The following is a 17,802-nucleotide window of genomic DNA, read 5'->3' as shown; positions in this document are numbered from 1 at the left end:
TTTAGTCTCATCGTGCCACTTGCGGCACGGGACGAAGACCCGAATGCTGCTCGGGTCAGACGTTTATCCTACGCGTCGCTACGCATCTCGCCGTTCGACGACAACGATCCCAATCACGAAGATAGCGATCGCAAATACCGCGAAGTAGACGAGCGATCCGTACACGCCCCAGTGATAGCCCCCGCCCGCCATGTCGGAGTTGTCGCCGGCGAGGAATCGGGTGGCGTTGCGGAACGGGAGAAATGGCGCGACGTGGGTGCCGACCCGCGGCAGGACGGCGACGATCGACTCGACCGCCAGATCCCAGATCAACACGATGACGATGGCACCGGCGGTGTGTCGCACGCTCGCGCCGACGCCTAGCCCGATGAGGACAAACAGCACCGCGATGATGGGCATCCCCCAGATCTGCCGCATCACTCCGCTGTCACCGAGTTCCAGCCCGGCACCCGATCCACCGATCACCCGCACCAGTAGGAGCGCGGCGACGGCCAGCACGACGGTGGCGATGAAGGCCAGACCCCCGAACACGCCGGCCTTGGCCAGCAGCACGATCCACCGTTTGGGGATGGCCTGGAAGGTGGTGCGGATGGTGCCGAACCGATATTCGTTGGTGATCGCCAGCACCGCCATGATCATCAGTACGAGCAGACCGAACGAGCTCAGTCCGAGCAGCGACATGTAGGCGATCTCGGACGACGACGTGCCGGCACCGCCCGAGACGGCGGATCCGGTGATGGCCGCGGCGCCCAACGCCAGGACGACCACAACTCCCACGCACCAGTACGGCGAACGGGTCGAGAGCAGTTTGACCCGCTCGGCATTGAGTGCGTTGATCATCGCGGACCTCCGCCGGCTTTCGGGGCACCGCCGTGATACTGCACCGCACCCGCTGTCATCTGCATGAACGCTTCCTCCAACGAGGCTGAGGTACTGGTCAATTCGAACACCGCGAGTCCGGCGCGGGCGGCCAGGTCGCCGACCGCGTCGGTGCTCACGTCGGCGATCGACAGGAATGGCCGGCCGTCGGGGGCGGTGCCGCCGACGACGACCATGCCGGCCTGCGCCAGCACCTGGTGCAGTTGCGGCAGTTGCGGACTGCGCACCCGGACACCCTGCGCGGCCCGTCCGGTGAACTCGGCGACCGAACAGTCCGCGATCAGCCGGCCCTGCCCGATGACGATGAGATGGTCGGCGGTCAGTGACATCTCGGTGAGCAGGTGGCTCGACACGAACACCGTGCGGCCCTCCGCTGCCAGCCGCCGCATGAATTCCCGAACCCACACAATGCCTTCGGGGTCGAGACCGTTGACCGGTTCGTCGAACAGCAGTGTGTGCGGGTCGCCGAGCAGCGCGCCGGCGAGCCCGAGTCGCTGCGACATGCCGAGGGAGAATCCGCCGGCCCGTTTACCGGCGACCGAGGTCAGGCCGACAATCTCGATGACCTCGTCGACGCGGCGGGTGGGGATGCCGTTGGCGGCGGCCATCCACCGCAGATGCGATCGGGCGCTGCGATTGGGGTGGACCCATCGGGCGTCGAGTAGCGCGCCGACCTGCCGCAGCGGGTGGTCGAGGTCGGCGTATGGACGTCCGCCGACGGTTGCGTGACCTGCGGTGGGGTTGTCGAGGCCGAGCATCATGCGCATCGTCGTCGACTTGCCGGCCCCGTTCGGTCCGAGGAATCCGGTCACCCGGCCGGGTTGCACGGTGAAGGTCAGGTTGTCGACAGCACGCACCTGCCCGAAGTCCTTGGTGAGATTCGCGACGGCCAGCATGAACTCGACGATAGCGTCCCGCCCCGACCACCGCCGCCGACCGCTACCGCGCCGGTGACGACGCCTGCGCCCAGAACCGTTTGGGAATGCGTCCGGCTCCGGCGGCGAGCCGACCGGCGATGACCGCCTGCCGCATCGCGGCCGCCATGCGTTCGGGGTCGTCGGCGCGGGTCACCGCGGAGGCGAGCAGAACCGCGTCGCAGCCCAACTCCATCGCCAGCGCGGCATCGCTGGCGGTGCCGATCCCGGCGTCGAGGACGACGGGCACCTCTGCCGCGGCGACGATCATCTCGATGTTGTGCGGGTTGGCGATGCCGAGCCCGGTACCGATCGGCGAGCCGAGTGGCATCACGGCGGCGACGCCGAGATCCTGCAGCCGCGCGGCGAGGACGGGGTCGTCGTTGGTGTAGGCCAGCACCGCGAATCCGTCGTCGACCAATGCGCGTGCGGCGTCGAGCAATTCGATCGGGTCCGGGAGCAGTGTTCGCTCGTCGGCGACGACTTCCAGTTTGACCCAATGGGTTTCGACGGCCTCGCGGGCGAGTTGCGCGGTGAGGACCGCTTCGGCGGTGGTGTGGCAGCCTGCGGTGTTCGGCAGGATCGCGATGCCCAGGCGCCGCAGCAGATCGACCATGCCGGTGCGGGATTCGGGGCTCACCCGTCGCAACGCGACCGTGGTCAGTTCGGTGCCCGAGGCGACGAGTGCGCGTTCGAGGACCGCGAGGTTCGCCGCCCCACCGGTGCCCATGATCAACCGGGACGTCAACTCCCGGTCCGCGATACGCAGCGGGTCGTCGACGATCGTTCCGACCGCGCTATCCACCTTGCACCGCCGTCACGATCTCGACCGCAGAGTTGTTACCCAGCAATCGGTCCCACTCCCCACGGGGCACCACCTCACCGTCGACGGCGACCGCTATCCCCCGGTCGGGCAGACCCAGGATCGTGATGAGGTCGGCCACCGACGATTCGGCCGCCACGTCGGTGGCATCCCCGTTGACGACGATGTTCAGCATGAGTTCTTCTTTCCCGCTGCGCTGGTGACGTCTCCCGATACGGTGTCGAGCAATGCCATCACCCGGTCGGCGGTATAGGGCGCCAACAGGATTCCGTTGCGTCCGTGGCCGGTCGCCACCAGGACCCGCTCGTCGACGCGGGCGATGACGGGCAGGCCGTCGGGGCTGACCGGACGCAACCCCGCACCGACCTCGACGAGTTCGTAGGTCCGCAGACCGGGCATCAGGTCGGTGGCGTCGGTCAGCAGATCGGCGACCCCACCCACCTCCGGCTCCCGCGATGCCTCGTCGAATGGTTCGTATTGCGTTGCACCGACGACGATTCCGTCGGCGCGGGGAACCAGGTACACCGACCGTCCGTGCATCCGGGCGCGCACCACGTGGGTCGGTGGCGGCACCGACCATCGGGTCGCCCGCAGCCGCAGCACCTCCCCCTTGACGGCGTGTACAGCGATGTCCGGGAGCAGGTTTCGGGTGCCGAGCCCTGCCGCGACGAGGACCTGGTCGCCGTCGAGGTCGGCGAGATCCTCGACGTGCCGGTCGTGGATCTCCCCGCCCGCCGCGACCACCGCGTCGCGCAGTCGGCCGAGCAGTGCCCGGTTGTCGACCGCCCCCTCGCCGACCGCCCGGAACCCGCCGTGCACCCGGGAGGTGAGGGCGGGTTCGAGTCGTCGGAGGTCGGCCGGGGTGACGGGCGCGAGATCATCGTGGGCGCGGGGTTGGCGGGCCCACACGAAGTCGGCGAGGGTGCGCAGGCGTTCGGCGTCGGCGGCGGTGGCAGCGACGAAGAGCGAGTCGGCGGCCGCCATGACCGTCGGATCCCCCAGGCGCGCCACCAGATCCGGCCATCGTCGGGCCGACGACGCCGACATCTCCAACAGCTGCTCTTCACCGGGGTGGCCTTCGCCCAGCGAGCCGAGCATCCCGGCGGCCACCCAGGCAGCGCGCTGCCCGATCCCGGCGTCGAGCACCCGCACGGAGAATCCGGCATCGGCGGCGGCGAGCGCACAGGTCAGGCCGATCACGCCACCGCCGACCACGGTGAGGGTCTCGATGCGAGACGGTAGAGGTTGCACCAATCATCCTTCCTTCGCCGGCATTACCCGGATCAGGTCTAACGGTCAGCGGGGGACGTCCCGCACTCTCAGCCCGGCGACCCCGGACTCCCGTGTGTGTGCGCCCCAGCCTACCTTCGAGTCCGTGACCGATTCCGCCCCCACCGCTTCCACCCGGACCGCACGCCTCGATCGGCTGGCAGCGGCGCGCCTGTATCTGTGCACCGACGCGCGGCGCGACCGCGGCGACCTGCTCGAGTTCGTGGCGGCGGCGCTCGCCGGCGGCGTCGACATCGTGCAGTTGCGCGACAAAGGGTCGGCAGGCGAATCGGCGTTCGGGGTTCTCGAGGCCGGCGAGGAGCTGGCCATCCTGCGTGATCTGCGCGACCTGACCCGCTCGGCGGGCGCATTGTTGTCGGTCAACGACCGCGCCGACATCGCCACCCTGGCGCAGGCCGACGTGCTGCATGTCGGACAGGGCGATCTACCGCCGACCCTGGCCCGAGCGATCGTCGGACCGGACGTGCTCATCGGGTTGTCCACCCACGACGAAGCGCAGGTGCAGGCGGCGGCCGCCAACGAATCGGTCGACTATTTCTGCGTCGGCCCGTGCTGGCCGACGCCCACCAAACCCGGCCGCCACGCCCCCGGACTCGACCTCGTGCGCGCGGCCACCGCGCTCGACACCGCCACTCCGTGGTTCGCGATCGGCGGCGTGGACGCCGACCGGCTGCCCGAAGTGACCGAAGCGGGGGCGGATCGGGTGGTGGTGGTGCGCGCGATCACCGGCGCCGACGACCCACGCGCCGCGGCCGCGGACCTGAAAAGTGGATTGTCAGCACCGCACGCGTGGGGTTAAGGTGGTCGCCATCATGTCGTACCGCAAGAGCATTCTCGTAGCCCGCCGCAGCGGGGTCTGATCTGACCGACCCCCCGCTGCGGGGTCGTCGTGCTCTTCTCGTCGGTCATCGATCCTCGACCGAAACGACACTCTTGAGATGCACACCCTTCATCTTGCTCGGCAATCCTGGCCTTGCGACACCCTTCCCCGGGGATTGCGTGAGGAGGCATTCGGCATGAGCCCACAGGGATTCACCGACGAATACGCACCGACCGGCTGCATTCGCCTGGGCGCGTGGAGCATGGAACCCACGCATGCGGACATGGTCACCTGCCGCGCCACCATCGCTTACGCGGACCGGATCATGTCCCTGCAGGCACAGTCGACCGGGCCGATCGGCGCGATGACCTCGATCCTCTACGACCTCGGCGCCCCGGTGCAGATCGTCCGCTTCCATCAGCGTGAGGTCGACGGCGCGATCACCACGTACCTGCTGTGCGAGAACGACGACCGGCAGTGCTGGGCGTGCGGCACCGGCGACACCCGAGACGAGGCGAACTTCAACGCCCTGATCGCCGGGGCCAATCGCCTGCTCGACGGCGCGGCATGACCGAACGGCTCAGCGCTGCAGATCCAGCGACGCAATCCGTTCCCGCAGGCCCGACCACGCCTGGTAGAACGCGGGATGCAACGGCAACGTGGTGACCTCGACCTCGGCCACCCACCGCAGCTCCGCGGATTCGAAGTTGGCGACGGTGTGCACCGGTTCGTCGACCTCGGCGATCACCGTTGTATAGGTCCAGCCGCTGGGCGCCTGGTGGGTGACCAGGGCGGCGAGGACTCGCAGGTCGGCGCTGCCGATGCCGGCTTCCTCGTCGGCCTCACGGACTGCGGTGTCGATGGCGCTCTCGTGGGAATCGCGGGCGCCGCCGGGCAGCCCCCAGGTTCCGCCCTGGTGCGACCACACCGCGCGGTGCTGCAGCAGCACGGCGAAGCCGCCCTCGGGCAGCGGCGTGCGCAGCAACAAGCCTGCGGCGCCGTGCCGTCCCCAATAGCGTGAACCATCCGGATCGATCACCCAGCCGTCGCCGTCACCGCGCACACCGTCTCCCGTCGTCGTCAACCACGGTATGTGAGAGCTACGACACTGGCCAGTGAACGAGGCGGAGTTCACGTGTCCGTCGCTTCGGACACGACCGGCGGAACACGACCTCGCATGTCGGGCCGCAGCACGCGAGTCAGCGTTAGGGTTGGAGATAGGCGTTCCGCTGAAACGTTGTGAGTCGACCAGGGCGACAGAGAAGGTAGGAGAAAAGTGACGGCGACGCCGGTGGACGCCGGTGACGTGAGGGCGTCGCGCGCAGGAAGGGGTCCGAGATGACGGGCGACGTGTCGTCGATGCGGACCGCGCTCAATCGTGCGACTCAGTCGTTCCGGCCGGCGCCGACACCCCCGATCCGGCAGGTCCTCGCCGACCGTCGGGAACTCATGGCGACGGCCCGCCAACGGGCCCAGTCACCGCTGACCACCCTGCGGCACTATGCGGTGACCAGCCCCGGCAAGTTGATCCTCATCCTGGTGGCCCTCGCGATCGCCTGTGTCGCCACCGGGCTCTACGCCTCCGACACTCTCGAGCGACGTACCGCGACCCTGCGAGACATGATGGAACGGACCGAGCCGCTCGCCGAGGCGGCGCAGGTGCTCTACAGCTCGCTGTCCATCGCCGATGCCGCCGCAAGCTCGTCCTTCATCTCCGGCGGACTCGAATCGCCGGAACTGCGGACCCGCTACTCCGACGCACTCGCCACCGCGTCGTCGTCGTTGATCATCGCGGCCGGAACGTCGCAGGACCCGGGGAGCGCGGAGAGCGTGAAGGCCGAGCGGGAGATCAACGCCGATCTCAAGACGCTGGCCACGACCATCCCCGTCTATGCCGGCCTGATCGAGACCGCACGCACCAACAATCGGCTCGGCAACCCGGTCGGGTCGTCGTATCTCGGGCAGGCATCGGCCATGATGCAGGACACGATCCTGCCGGCGGCGCAGCAACTCTACGAACGTCGGTCCGCGGCGATCGCCGATCCGCAGCGCGCGCTCACGGTGCCGCCCTGGGGTGTCTACATCGCGTTGATCATCGTGATCATCGGCCTCGTGGCAACCAGCCGGTACCTGACCCGACGGACCCGACGACGATTCAACATCGGGGTGCTCGCCGCGCTGGTCGCGGTTGTCGTGGGCACGGTCTGGCTGCTGGCGTCAGGCTTGTTGTCGGTGGCCGCGACGAACAATGCGCGCGTCGACGGCGCCGATCCGCTCCGCGAACTGACCTCCGCACGCATCCTCACCCAGCAGGCGCGATCGGCGGAGACGCTCTCCCTGGTGCGGCGAGCCGACCAGGGCAACCTCGAGAAGAACTTCGGGGACGCCACCACGGAGATCAAGCGGATCCTCGAGCGCGTCAACTCCGAACGCGGTTCGTCGAGCGCGGTGACCGAATCGCAGATCTACAACGCCAACTACGTTCTCGAGCAGTGGCAGAAGATCGACGCGCAGGCCCGGGAGGCGATGACCAAGGGTGACTTCGCCACTGCCCGCGTCCTGACGATCGGGGATTCCGCCAACTCCACCGCACAGTCGTTCAACGATCTCGACCGCGCGCTGACCGACTCGATCACCACGACCCGCAAGTCGTTCCGCGACGACATCAACACCGCCCAACGTGTCCTCGGCTACACCGGCACCGGCATCCTGCTGCTGACCCTGTTCGCCGCAGGCGCGGTCGTGTTGGGACTCATCCCGCGCATCCGGGAGTACCGATGACCGCTCTTTCTCGTCGTCTCCGGTTCCTGCTGCCACTGCTGCTCGTGGTCGCGACGAGCGCGGCGTGCGTGGAGTTCTCCGCGCCCCCGTCACCCCCGCCGGTTGCGTTCGCGGTGCAGCCGACACCGCCGGGCGCGGAAACCGACGTCGCACGCGAACCCGTACCCACCTCGGAAACCTGCAACGCCACCGAAAGCCTGCGACCGGGTCCGATGCCCGAGCCCGGTTCGATGCCCATACGCAGCACGATGGCCGACATCATCGATCACGGTCGCCTCATCGTCGGACTCGACACCGGCAGCAACCCGTTCAGCTTCCGCGACCCGATCAGCGGCGACATCCGGGGTTTCGACGTCGACATCGCGCGGGCGATCTCGGCGGCGATCTTCGGTGCCCCCGGCTCCATCGAGTTCCGGGTACTGAGTTCGGCCGAGCGGACCGAGGCCCTGCAGAATCACACCGTCGACGTCGTGGTCAAGACCATGAGTATCACCTGCGACCGCTTGCGGGAAGTCGACTTCTCCTCCCCGTACTATGTTGCCTCGCAACGGATTCTCTCGACGCGGGGGTCCGGGATCGATGGGCCGGACAAACTTGCGGGCAAGCAGGTGTGCGCGGCGCGGGGCGCGACGTCGATCGGCCGTATCCAGTCCATCGAGCCGCGCGCCCGGATGGTCACCACCACGACGTGGGCGGACTGTCTGGTGATGCTGCAGCAGGGGCAGATCGACGCGGTCAGCACCGACGACGGCATCCTCGCCGGTCTGGCCGAACAGGATCCGTGGGTGCAGGTGGTCGGCCCCGGCCTCGGCGAGGAGTACTACGGCGTCGGTATCCCCAAGGGGCAGGACGACATGGTGCGCTTCGTCAACGGTGTGCTGACCCAACTGCGGGTCAGTGGCCGCTGGCAGCAGATGTACGACCGATGGTTGTCGGTCCTCGGTCCCAGTCCCGGTCCCCCGCAACCGGTCTACCGCGATTGACGCACCATGAGTGACGCCGAGAACCCCACCGCCACCACGCCTCCCGACGAGGACGGGGGTGCCGTCGACGTGGGCACCCAGGCCGCCAGCCGCGACGAGCTGTGTCCTCCGGCCGATGTCGGCACGCGTGCGGCCACCCGCACCGAACTCGACGTCGGTACGCAGGCGGCGGTCCCGGACCCGTTCACCGCGCCCACCGACCGGGTGTCCGTCCGCTCCGGGCCGACGCTGCCGACGAGCACGGTGACCGTGCCGCCGCACCGACGGCTCATTCCGCGCAACCACACCGCGGTGCCCGACCGGCGGATCGGCGGCGGCCTGGTCGATCTGCCGAAGATCACCGACATCGAGCCGGCCGACGCGGTGCTCTCGCAGCCGCTCATCGCCGAACGCAAACGGAACTGCTGGCGGTGCGGAAAACCGGTGGGCCGCACCATTGGTCCCGGTAAGGGTGATCTGGCCGGGATATGCCCGCATTGCGGCTCGCGGTATTCGTTCGTGCCCGGTCTCGCGCGCGGCACCGTCGTCGCCGACCAGTACGAGATCATGGGCGCCATCGCCCACGGCGGACTCGGCTGGATCTACCTGGCGATCGACCGCAACGTGTCGGATCGGCCGGTGGTCCTCAAGGGCCTGCTGAACTCGTCGGACGCCGAGGCGCAGGCGGTGGCCGTCGCCGAACGACAGTTCCTGGCATCGGTCAATCATCCCGGCATCGTGAAGATCTACAACTTCGTCGAGCACCTCACCGAGTTCGACGACCGCTTCGGCTACATCGTCATGGAATACGTCGGTGGTCAGACCCTCAAGCAGATCACCGACGGCGAATCCACGCTGTTGCCGGTCGAGCACGCGATGGCCTACATGCTCGAAGTCCTTCCCGCCGTGGGTTATCTGCATTCGGTCGGCCTCGTCTACAACGATGTCAAGCCGGAGAACATCATGGTCAGCAGCGACGAGGTCAAGCTCATCGACCTCGGTGCGGTGTCCCCGATCAACGGCTACGGGCACCTCTATGGGACTCCCGGTTTCCAGGCGCCGGAGATCGTCAAGACCGGCCCGCAGGTGGTCACCGACATCTACAGCATCGGCCGCACCCTGGCCGCGCTCACCGTCGACATGCCCAAGGCCGAAGGTCGCTACCTCGACGGACTACCGGACCCCGACGACACCCCGGTGTTTGCCGAGAATCCGTCGTATTACCTTCTGCTGCAACGTGCCACGGCCGAGAATCCGGCGGACCGGTTCGCGTCGACCGATGAGATGATGACGCAGGTCCTCAATGTGCTGCGCGAGATCGTGGCGGTGCACACCGGTGTGCCGCGGCCGTCGCTGTCGACGGTGTTCACCCCGCAACGCTCGACCTTCGGCACCGACCTGATGCTCGCGCCGGTCGACGGGTTCTTCGATCCGGAGCAGGCCGCGTTCTACGACCCGAGCGACATCGCGCGCGCACTGCCGCTGCCGCTGGTGAATCCACTCGATCCGGCCGCGGGACTGCTGACCTCGGCCGCGTTGTCCGATCCGCGACAAACCCTGGACTCGATCCAAGCCGCACGCACCGAAGGGTTTTCGTCGTTGCTGGGCACCGCGGTCGACGACCCGCACCCGTCGTTGGAGATCGACCTGGCCGAGGCGCGCGCCCATCTCCAGCTCGACGACGTGGACACCGCGCTGACGCTCCTGCGGGAGGTGACGGTGTACCACGGCGACTCGTGGCGGGTGCAGTGGTATATGGCGTTGTGCGCGTTGATGAATGGTGAACCGGAGCTGGCCTACGAACGGTTCAGTGAGGTGCTGGGAGCGATGCCCGGTGAGGTGGCCCCCAAACTGGCGGTCGCCGGCACCGCGGAGATCATCGGGAAATGGCTGTCGGAGGAGAAACCCCCGGTGGCCGAACATGCTTCGCGGATCGCCGAACTCTACGACATCGCCACCCACCACTATCACGATCTGTGGCTCACCGATCACGGTATCGTGACCGCGGCGTTCGGTCTGGCGCGCCTGTACATGGCCGAGGGCAATGTGGCCGAGGCCATCGAACCGCTCGACGAGGTGCCCGCGACCAGCCGGCACTACAACACCGCGCGCGCGACGGCAGTGCTGGCGCTGGTCGGTGGTCGGCCGCCGGAAGAGGTTACCCGCGAACAACTTTCAGCGGCGGCGCGACGGATCGAGGCGATCTCGGACATCGAACCACGCAAGCCGCGGTTGCTGCTCATCGTCCTCGGCACCGCGCTCGGCTGGGTACATGCCAACCCTGATCACGATCCGACCACCCAACCGGACACCCTGCTCGGGTTTCCGTTCACCGAGCAGGGCCTGCGGGTCGGTACCGAGAAGTCGTTGCGCGCGTTGGCGCGTCAGACGCGCACCAATCGGGAGCACAGGTTCATGTTGATCGATCTGGCGAACTACGTCCGGCCGGATACGTTGTTCTAGCGGCGCAGCAACTGGGTGAGCCGATGGGCGTGGGCCAGTAGGGTTTCACCGAGACCGGACCGCCGTTCCGGCCGGAAGCGGCTCTCCACACCGGTGATGCTCAGTGCCCAGTCCGGTTCGCCACGAGTGTCGAAGACGGCCGCACCCATCCCCCAGCTACCCTCGACGAGCAGACCGGGATTGACCGCGTAGCCCGAGAGCCGGATCTGCGCGACCCGGTCGGCGATCGCCGCCGATGCGTGCTGCGGTCCCCACCGTGGGGTGAGGTCCACGCGCGCAAGGTAGTCGGCGATCTCCCGTTCGCCGAGGTTGGCCAGGATCACCATGCCGGCCGACGCCACCCCGAGCGGGAACCGGATCCCGACGTGCAGCACGTGGGAGCGCAGCGGGAAGTGTCCCTCCTCGGCGGCGAGGCACACCGTCTCGTCTCCGCGACGAGCGGACAGGAATGCGCTCTCCCCGGTCTCGCGCGCCAGATCCCGCAGGATCGGTTGAGCGACACTGGTGATGTCGTAGCGTTCGGCGGCCATCGCACCCAACAGATACAGCTCGGGCCCCAGCGACCAGGCCCCCGAGCGCACGTCGCGGTCGACGAGTCCCTCCTCGGCCAGCGCGGTCAGCAACCGGTGCGCGGTCGGGCGGGCGAGGTGGGTGGCGCGGGCCAGGTCCGAGGTCGTCGCGCCGCCCGATTCACGGGAGCCGATGGCGCGCAACAACGCACTCGCGCGGCCGATGACGTTGGGGCCGGGCCCGGCCGCCCGGGGTGTCGCAGGCATGGCCCGAGCATACGTCCATTGAGTGGACGCCAATCGACGATTCCTTCCGTCATCCGACCAATCTGCGGGTCGATTCTGCGAGAAGCTTGCATTCACACTGGTGGCGGGCGCCTACTGGATACCGAGAGCGCGTCCATTGGATGGACGCCAACGAGGAGGAGGGCTCATGTCGAGCAAGGTGTTCGATTCGCCGACGGCGGCGGTCGCCGACATCGCGGACGGGAGTTCGCTCGCGGTCGGCGGCTTCGGCCTGTGCGGAATCCCGGGTGGGCTGATCAATGCCCTGGCCGATCGCGGCGTCCACGATCTGGAGGTGTTCTCCAACAACTGCGGCGTCGACGACTGGGGGCTGGGCATCCTGTTGGCCGCCGGCCAGATTCGTCGGGTGACCGCGTCGTATGTGGGTGAGAACAAGGAGTTCGCACGCCAGTATCTGTCCGGCGAGCTCGAGGTGGAGCTGACCCCGCAGGGCACCCTCGCGGAGCGGATGCGGGCCGGCGGCTGCGGTATCCCCGCGTTCTACACCCCGGCCGGCGTCGGCACCCCCGTGTCCGAGGGCGGCCTGCCGTGGCGGTATGCGCCCGACGGTTCGGTCGCCGTGGCGTCGCCACCCAAGGAGACCCGCGAGTTCGGTGGCCAGACCTACGTGCTCGAGGAGTCGATCGTCGCCGACTTCGCGCTGGTACACGCCGAGGTCGGCGACACCGAGGGCAACCTGGTGTTCAACAAGACCGCGATGAACTTCAACCCGCTGGCCGCGATGGCCGGACGCATCACCATCGCGCAGGTGGAGAAGCTCGTCGAGCCCGGCGAGATCGAGCCGTCGCAGGTGCACCTGCCGGGTGTGTTCGTGCAGCGGGTGGTCCAAGTCGGCGAGGTCGAGAAGCGAATCGAGAAGAGGACGGTGTCGGCATGAGTTGGTCACGTGAGGAGATGGCCGCCCGCGCGGCGGCCGAGATGGTCGACGGCGAGTACGTCAACCTGGGCATCGGTCTGCCGACCCTGATCCCGAACTACCTGCCCAAGGGTGTCAAGGTGACGCTGCACTCGGAGAACGGCATCCTGGGCACCGGCCCGTACCCGGCCGACGACGCCGTCGATGCCGACCTGATCAATGCCGGCAAGGAGACCGTGACGGTCAATCCCGGTGCTGCGTTCTTCGATTCGGCGTTGTCGTTCGGCATGATCCGCGGCAACAACATCGACACCGCGGTCCTCGGCGGCATGCAGGTCTCGCGCACTGGCGATCTCGCCAACTGGATGGTGCCGGGCAAGATGGTCAAGGGTATGGGCGGGGCGATGGATCTCGTGCACGGGGCGCGTCGCGTCATCGTCGTCATGGAACACACCGACCGCAACGGCGGCGCCAAGATCGTCGACGAATGCTCGCTGCCGCTGACCGGACAGCAAGTGGTGCACCGCATCATCACCGACCTCGCGGTCATCGACATCACCGACGCCGGACCGGCGCTGCGGGAGCTCGCACCGGGCGTGACCGTCGACGAGGTCCGCGCGGCCACCGGCACCGAACTGCTCGTCGACGCCTCGGTGGCGGCGCAGTGAGCGCGGAGCGGACGTCGGTCATCGTCGGCGGAGCGCGCACGCCGCTCGGGCGACTGCTCGGCGGACTCAAGGATCTGTCCGGTTCGGATCTGGGTGCGATCGCGATCCGCGGCGCCTTCGAGAAGGCTGACGTGTCCCCGGACGCCGTCGAGTACGTGATCATGGGGCAGGTCCTCACCGCAGGCGCCGGCCAGATGCCGGCCCGACAGGCCGCCATCGCCGCCGGGATCGGTTGGGATGTCCCGGCTCTCTCGATCAACAAGGTCTGTCTGTCCGGCATCGGCGCAATCGCACTGGCCGACCAGCTGATTCGCGCGGGCGAGTTCGACGTGATCGTGGCCGGCGGCCAGGAGTCGATGTCGCAGGCCCCGCATCTGCTCGAACGCAGCCGCACCGGATACAAGTACGGCGACGTGACGCTGCGCGACCACATGGCATTCGACGGACTGCACGACATCTTCACCGATCAGCCGATGGGTGCGCTCACCGAGCAGCGCAATGCCGATGAGGATCAACGCATCTCCCGCGCCGACCAGGATGCATTCGCTGCCGCGTCGCACCAGAATGCCGCTCGCGCATGGAAAGACGGGCTGTTCGCCGACGAGGTCGTGCCGGTGACCATCCCGCAGCGTCATGGTGAGCCGATCGTGGTGGACACCGACGAAGGTGTCCGCGGCGACACCACCGTCGACTCGCTCTCCCGCCTGCGTCCCGCGTTCGCCGCCGACGGCACGATCACCGCGGGCACCGCCTCGCAGATCTCCGACGGCGCAGCCGCCGTCGTGGTGATGAGCAAGGCGAAGGCAGTTGAACTCGGTCTGGAATGGATCGCCGAGATCGGTGCGCATGGTGTTGTCGCCGGACCGGATTCGACGTTGCAGTCGCAGCCGGCGAACGCGATCGTCCGCGCCTGTGAACGGGACGGCATCGATCCGAAGGATCTGGATCTGGTCGAGATCAACGAAGCGTTCGCGGCGGTCGGGATCGCCTCGACCCGTGAACTGGGCATCGACCCGGACAAGGTGAACGTCAATGGCGGCGCGATCGCGATCGGTCATCCGCTCGGTATGTCCGGCGCGCGGATCGTGCTGCACCTGATCCTCGAATTGCAGCGCCGCGGAGGCGGAGTCGGTGCGGCCGCGCTGTGCGGTGGCACCGGTCAGGGTGACGCGCTCATCCTGCGCTGCTAGAACCGACCACCTCCGCCGCCTGCCGCGCGATGGCGAGTTCCTCGTTGGTCGGGATGACCAGCACGTCGATCGCGCTGTCGGCGGTGGAGATCCGGCGCGGTTCCCTGCTGCGCAGCGCATTTCGTTCGGCGTCGATGCGGATGCCGTACATCTCGAGGTCGGCCAGCGCGTCGGCACGCACCGATGCGGCGTTCTCGCCGACGCCCGCGGTGAACGTGATGGCGTCCACCCGGCCGAGCTGGATCATGTAGGCGCCGATGTACTTCCGTAGCCGGTTGATATAGATGTCATACGCGCGGCGGGCGCTCTCGTCACCGGCGTCCATCTTCTCGGTGATGGTGCGGAAGTCGTTCTCCCCGCACAGCCCCTTCAGTCCGGACTGCTTGTTGAGCAGGGTGTCGATCTGATCGACCCCGAGATGCACGACCCGGTTGAGGTGCAACACGATTCCCGGATCGAGATCACCACTGCGGGTACCCATGACGAGGCCTTCGAGCGGTGTCATGCCCATCGACGTGTCGATCGGTGCGCCATCGGAGATCGCCGAGGCCGACGCCCCGTTGCCGAGGTGCAACACGATCTGATGCAGGTCGTCGTAGGGCCGGCCGAGGAACTCCGCGGCCTGTCCAGACACGTATTCGTGGCTGGTGCCGTGAAATCCGTAGCGGCGGATCGCATGCAGGTCGGCAACCCCGCGGTCGATCGCGTAGGTGGCGGCGGCGTCGGGCAGCGCATGGAAGAAGGCGGTGTCGAAGACGCCGACCGACGGCACGTCGGGGAGCAGTTCCCGGGCCGCGGCGATGCCGATCAGATTTGCCGGATTGTGCAGGGGCGCAAGGGAGGAGATGCGGGTGATCTCGCTGATGACCTCCGGGGTGATCAGCGTCGGCTCGTAGAAGGTACGGCCGCCGTGTACCACCCGGTGCCCGACCGCCGAGAGTCCCGCCGTCCCGAGATCGATGCCACCCTCGGCGAACAACCCCATCATGAACTCGACGGCGGCCAGGTGATCCGGCATCGCCCGAATCTCGGTCGTCTTACTGCCGGCCTGCTCGTGGGTGATCGACGCATCGTGGTCGCCGATGCGTTCCGCGATGCCCTCCGCGAACACCTCCTCGGTGTCCGGTTGTACCAGTTGATATTTCAGTGAGGACGATCCGGCGTTGAGGACGAGGACGGCGCCGGCCGTCGCTGCGGCGCTCACTGGGCGACCTCGTCGTCGGACGCGGATTCGCCCTGCGCCTGGATCGCGGTGATGGCGACCGTGTTGACGATGTCGGAGACCAGCGCACCGCGGGAGAGATCGTTGATCGGTTTGTTCAGGCCCTGCAGCACCGGTCCGATGGCGATCGCATTTGCGCTGCGCTGCACCGCTTTATACGTGTTGTTGCCGGTGTTGAGGTCGGGGAAGATCAACACGGTGGCCGCCCCGGCGACCGGCGAGTTCGGCATCTTGGTCTGCGCGACACTCGGTTCCACCGCCGCATCGTACTGAATCGGGCCTTCCACCAACACTTCCGGCGCCCGCTCCCGGACCAGGTCGGTCGCGGTGCGGACCTTGTCTACGTCGGCGCCCGTTCCCGACTCGCCGGTCGAGTACGACAGCATCGCCACCCGCGGGTCGATGCCGAACTGGGCGGCGGTCTGCGCCGAGGAGATCGCGATGTCGGCGAGCTGCTCGGACGTCGGATCGGGCACGACGGCGCAATCGCCGTAGGTGAGGACGCGGTCGGTCAGGCACATGAAGAACACACTGGACACCGTCGACACACCGGGTTTGGTCTTGATGATCTCGAAGGCCGGGCGGATCGTATGGGCCGTGGTGTGCACCGCACCCGAGACCATGCCGTCGGCGATTCCGGTGTGCACCATCATCGTGCCGAAGTAGGACACGTCGTGCATGACCTCGGTCGCCCGTTCGAGGGTCATCCCCTTGTGTTTCCGCAGTTCGGTGTAGATCGCTGCGAACTCTGCGGTGTGGTCGGATGTCGTCGGGTCGATGACATCGACCCCGGTGAGATCGATCCCGAGTTCCTGTGCGCGCGTATGCACGACGTCCTCGACACCGAGCAAGGTGAGTCTCGCGACACCGCGCCGGATGAGCCGGCCCGCCGCCCGCAGGATTCGATCCTCTTCTCCTTCCGGCAGCACAATGTGTTTCGTCTCGGCCCGGGCTCGGGCGATCAGGTTGTACTCGAACATCTGCGGGGTGACCACCGACGGTGACCGCACATCAAGGATCTTGCGCATCTCCGCCGCGTCGATATGCTCCTCCATGAGGGCAAGCGCCGCATCGATTTTCCGCGCCGAGCCCACCGCCACCCGACCCCGGGTGTGCGCGGCGGTCCGCGCGGTCTCATAGGTGCCCTGCTTGCAGGAGATGATCGGCAATGTCGGCTTCAGTCCACTCACCAGCGCTTCGATCATCGGATGCGGATGCAGACCGCCATTCAGGATGATGCCGGACAGTCGCGGAAAGCCTTGAGCCGCATTGGCATTGACGAGCGCAAGGAGAACGTCGGACCGGTCGGCCGGGGTGATCACGACGGTGCCGTCCGACAGCCGTTCCAGGATGTGCTCGGCGGTCATACCGCCCACCATGACGTTGAGTGCCTCGCGGTCGAGTAATTCCTTGTCGCCGCTGTACAAGTCGGCCCCGAGCGCCGTCATGAGCTCACCCATGGTCGGGGCGATCAGCACCGGATCCTCGGGTAGACACCACGTCGGGATCCCGGTCTGGGCCACTTCCGAGCCGATGACCTTCATCAGCGCGGGCTCACATCGGTTCACCACGATCGCCGCGGTGGTGGCATGAGCCGCGGAGATCTCATTGACCGCCAGGTCGGCGAAGCCGCGCAGTTCGGCCGCGGTACGGTCGTCGGCCTTGATGGCCAGGATGACCGGCGCCGACAGATTCGCCGCGACGCGGGCGTTGTAACTGAGTTCGGACGGTGTACCGACATCGGTGTAGTCCGAGCCGATCACCAGCACCGTGTCGCAGCGCGACTCGACGGCGTGGAAGCGGGCGACGATCTCGCCGATCGCCCCGTCGGGATCCTCGTGGACCTGTTCATAGGTGACCCCGATGCAGTCGTCGTAGGAGATGTCGACCGAGTCGTGTTCGATCAGCAGTTCCATGATGTAGTCGCGTTCACCGGCAGCCGCGCGGGAGATGGGACGGAAGACGCCCACTCGACCGCCGGTCGCCGACAGCAGCGCGAGCAACCCAAGCGCAATGGTGGATTTCCCGGTGTCGCCTTCGGCGGAGGCGACGTAGATGGCGTTCGACGAGTCGGTGTCTGCACCCATGGTCAAGAAGCCTATCGGCGCTACGTTGGTAT

The 17,802-nt window shown here is 67.6% G+C and carries 17 protein-coding genes and 1 riboswitch; of the genes, 8 read left to right on the top strand and 9 right to left on the bottom strand.

The features are described 5' to 3' along the window. Positions 1-78: 78 nt before the first annotated feature. From AAFP30_RS07805 to thiO, 5 genes are all read right to left on the bottom strand, one after another. A complete protein-coding gene (locus AAFP30_RS07805; RefSeq protein ID WP_419229302.1) occupies positions 79-840 on the bottom strand; it encodes an ABC transporter permease in 762 nt (253 codons plus the stop codon). After that, positions 837-1,775: an ABC transporter ATP-binding protein gene (locus tag AAFP30_RS07800; RefSeq protein ID WP_419229301.1), complete on the bottom strand. Its 939-nt coding sequence runs from the start codon at positions 1,773-1,775 to the stop codon at positions 837-839. Before AAFP30_RS07800 ends, AAFP30_RS07805 begins: the two co-directional genes overlap by 4 nt. Positions 1,776-1,818: 43 nt before the next feature. After that, on the bottom strand, positions 1,819-2,523 hold the full coding sequence (locus AAFP30_RS07795; protein ID WP_419229471.1) for a thiazole synthase: 705 nt from the start codon (positions 2,521-2,523) through the stop codon (positions 1,819-1,821). A gap of 67 nt (positions 2,524-2,590) precedes the next feature. Beyond that, complete coding sequence (thiS, locus tag AAFP30_RS07790) at positions 2,591-2,788, bottom strand: sulfur carrier protein ThiS (protein WP_419229470.1); 198 nt, start codon at positions 2,786-2,788, stop codon at positions 2,591-2,593. Further along, positions 2,785-3,867, bottom strand: a complete 1,083-nt coding sequence (gene thiO, locus AAFP30_RS07785; RefSeq protein ID WP_419229300.1) for a glycine oxidase ThiO — start codon at positions 3,865-3,867, stop codon at positions 2,785-2,787. The genes thiS and thiO overlap by 4 nt, the downstream gene beginning before the upstream one ends. After that, a riboswitch (TPP riboswitch) is annotated at positions 3,860-3,971 on the bottom strand. Its footprint overlaps the gene before it by 8 nt. 20 nt (positions 3,972-3,991) lie before the next feature. Between thiO and thiE the strand changes: the two genes are divergently transcribed. Further along, positions 3,992-4,705, top strand: a complete 714-nt coding sequence (thiE, locus tag AAFP30_RS07780; RefSeq protein ID WP_419229299.1) for a thiamine phosphate synthase — start codon at positions 3,992-3,994, stop codon at positions 4,703-4,705. Positions 4,706-4,922: 217 nt separating this feature from the next. Next, positions 4,923-5,297: a hypothetical protein gene (locus AAFP30_RS07775; protein ID WP_419229298.1), complete on the top strand. Its 375-nt coding sequence runs from the start codon at positions 4,923-4,925 to the stop codon at positions 5,295-5,297. A gap of 9 nt (positions 5,298-5,306) precedes the next feature. Here AAFP30_RS07775 and AAFP30_RS07770 read toward each other — a convergent pair whose 3' ends face one another. Continuing rightward, positions 5,307-5,789, bottom strand: a complete 483-nt coding sequence (locus AAFP30_RS07770; protein ID WP_419229469.1) for an NUDIX hydrolase — start codon at positions 5,787-5,789, stop codon at positions 5,307-5,309. A 275-nt stretch (positions 5,790-6,064) separates the two neighbouring features. Here AAFP30_RS07770 and AAFP30_RS07765 point away from each other — a divergent pair, with 275 nt between their 5' ends. The 3 genes from AAFP30_RS07765 to AAFP30_RS07755 are packed head-to-tail and all read left to right on the top strand — an operon-like array spanning position 6,065 to position 10,932. After that, on the top strand, positions 6,065-7,507 hold the full coding sequence (locus AAFP30_RS07765) for a hypothetical protein (RefSeq protein WP_419229297.1): 1,443 nt from the start codon (positions 6,065-6,067) through the stop codon (positions 7,505-7,507). After that, a complete protein-coding gene (locus AAFP30_RS07760) occupies positions 7,504-8,490 on the top strand; it encodes a glutamate ABC transporter substrate-binding protein (RefSeq protein WP_419229296.1) in 987 nt (328 codons plus the stop codon). Before AAFP30_RS07765 ends, AAFP30_RS07760 begins: the two co-directional genes overlap by 4 nt. A 6-nt stretch (positions 8,491-8,496) precedes the next feature. Further along, on the top strand, positions 8,497-10,932 hold the full coding sequence (locus AAFP30_RS07755; RefSeq protein WP_419229295.1) for a tetratricopeptide repeat protein: 2,436 nt from the start codon (positions 8,497-8,499) through the stop codon (positions 10,930-10,932). On the opposite strand, the gene AAFP30_RS07750 is transcribed toward AAFP30_RS07755, so the two are convergent. Further along, positions 10,929-11,708, bottom strand: a complete 780-nt coding sequence (locus AAFP30_RS07750) for an IclR family transcriptional regulator (RefSeq protein ID WP_419229294.1) — start codon at positions 11,706-11,708, stop codon at positions 10,929-10,931. The two genes, AAFP30_RS07755 and AAFP30_RS07750, sit on opposite strands and share 4 nt — an antisense overlap. Before the next feature lie 166 nt (positions 11,709-11,874). Between AAFP30_RS07750 and AAFP30_RS07745 the strand changes: the two genes are divergently transcribed. The 3 genes from AAFP30_RS07745 to AAFP30_RS07735 are packed head-to-tail and all read left to right on the top strand — an operon-like array spanning position 11,875 to position 14,461. Then, positions 11,875-12,624 (top strand): CoA transferase subunit A, encoded by a 750-nt coding sequence (locus tag AAFP30_RS07745; protein ID WP_419229293.1) that lies wholly within the window; start codon positions 11,875-11,877, stop codon positions 12,622-12,624. Then, positions 12,621-13,271 (top strand): 3-oxoacid CoA-transferase subunit B, encoded by a 651-nt coding sequence (locus AAFP30_RS07740; protein WP_419229292.1) that lies wholly within the window; start codon positions 12,621-12,623, stop codon positions 13,269-13,271. The genes AAFP30_RS07745 and AAFP30_RS07740 overlap by 4 nt, the downstream gene beginning before the upstream one ends. Beyond that, a complete protein-coding gene (locus AAFP30_RS07735; RefSeq protein ID WP_419229291.1) occupies positions 13,268-14,461 on the top strand; it encodes an acetyl-CoA C-acetyltransferase in 1,194 nt (397 codons plus the stop codon). The genes AAFP30_RS07740 and AAFP30_RS07735 overlap by 4 nt, the downstream gene beginning before the upstream one ends. Here the strand turns inward: AAFP30_RS07735 and AAFP30_RS07730 are convergent. Both AAFP30_RS07730 and pta read right to left on the bottom strand, forming a co-directional pair. Then, on the bottom strand, positions 14,445-15,665 hold the full coding sequence (locus AAFP30_RS07730) for an acetate kinase (RefSeq protein WP_419229290.1): 1,221 nt from the start codon (positions 15,663-15,665) through the stop codon (positions 14,445-14,447). The two genes, AAFP30_RS07735 and AAFP30_RS07730, sit on opposite strands and share 17 nt — an antisense overlap. Then, positions 15,662-17,770: a phosphate acetyltransferase gene (gene pta, locus AAFP30_RS07725; RefSeq protein WP_419229289.1), complete on the bottom strand. Its 2,109-nt coding sequence runs from the start codon at positions 17,768-17,770 to the stop codon at positions 15,662-15,664. The genes AAFP30_RS07730 and pta overlap by 4 nt, the downstream gene beginning before the upstream one ends. Positions 17,771-17,802 lie beyond the last annotated feature (32 nt).

The sequence above is a fragment of the Gordonia sp. CPCC 205515 genome, from assembly GCF_048537925.1.
In the GTDB taxonomy this organism is placed as follows: Bacteria; Actinomycetota; Actinomycetes; order Mycobacteriales; family Mycobacteriaceae; genus Gordonia.
The sequence above is the reverse complement of the archived record's forward strand: the minus strand, read 5'-3'. Positions and strand labels throughout refer to the sequence as shown.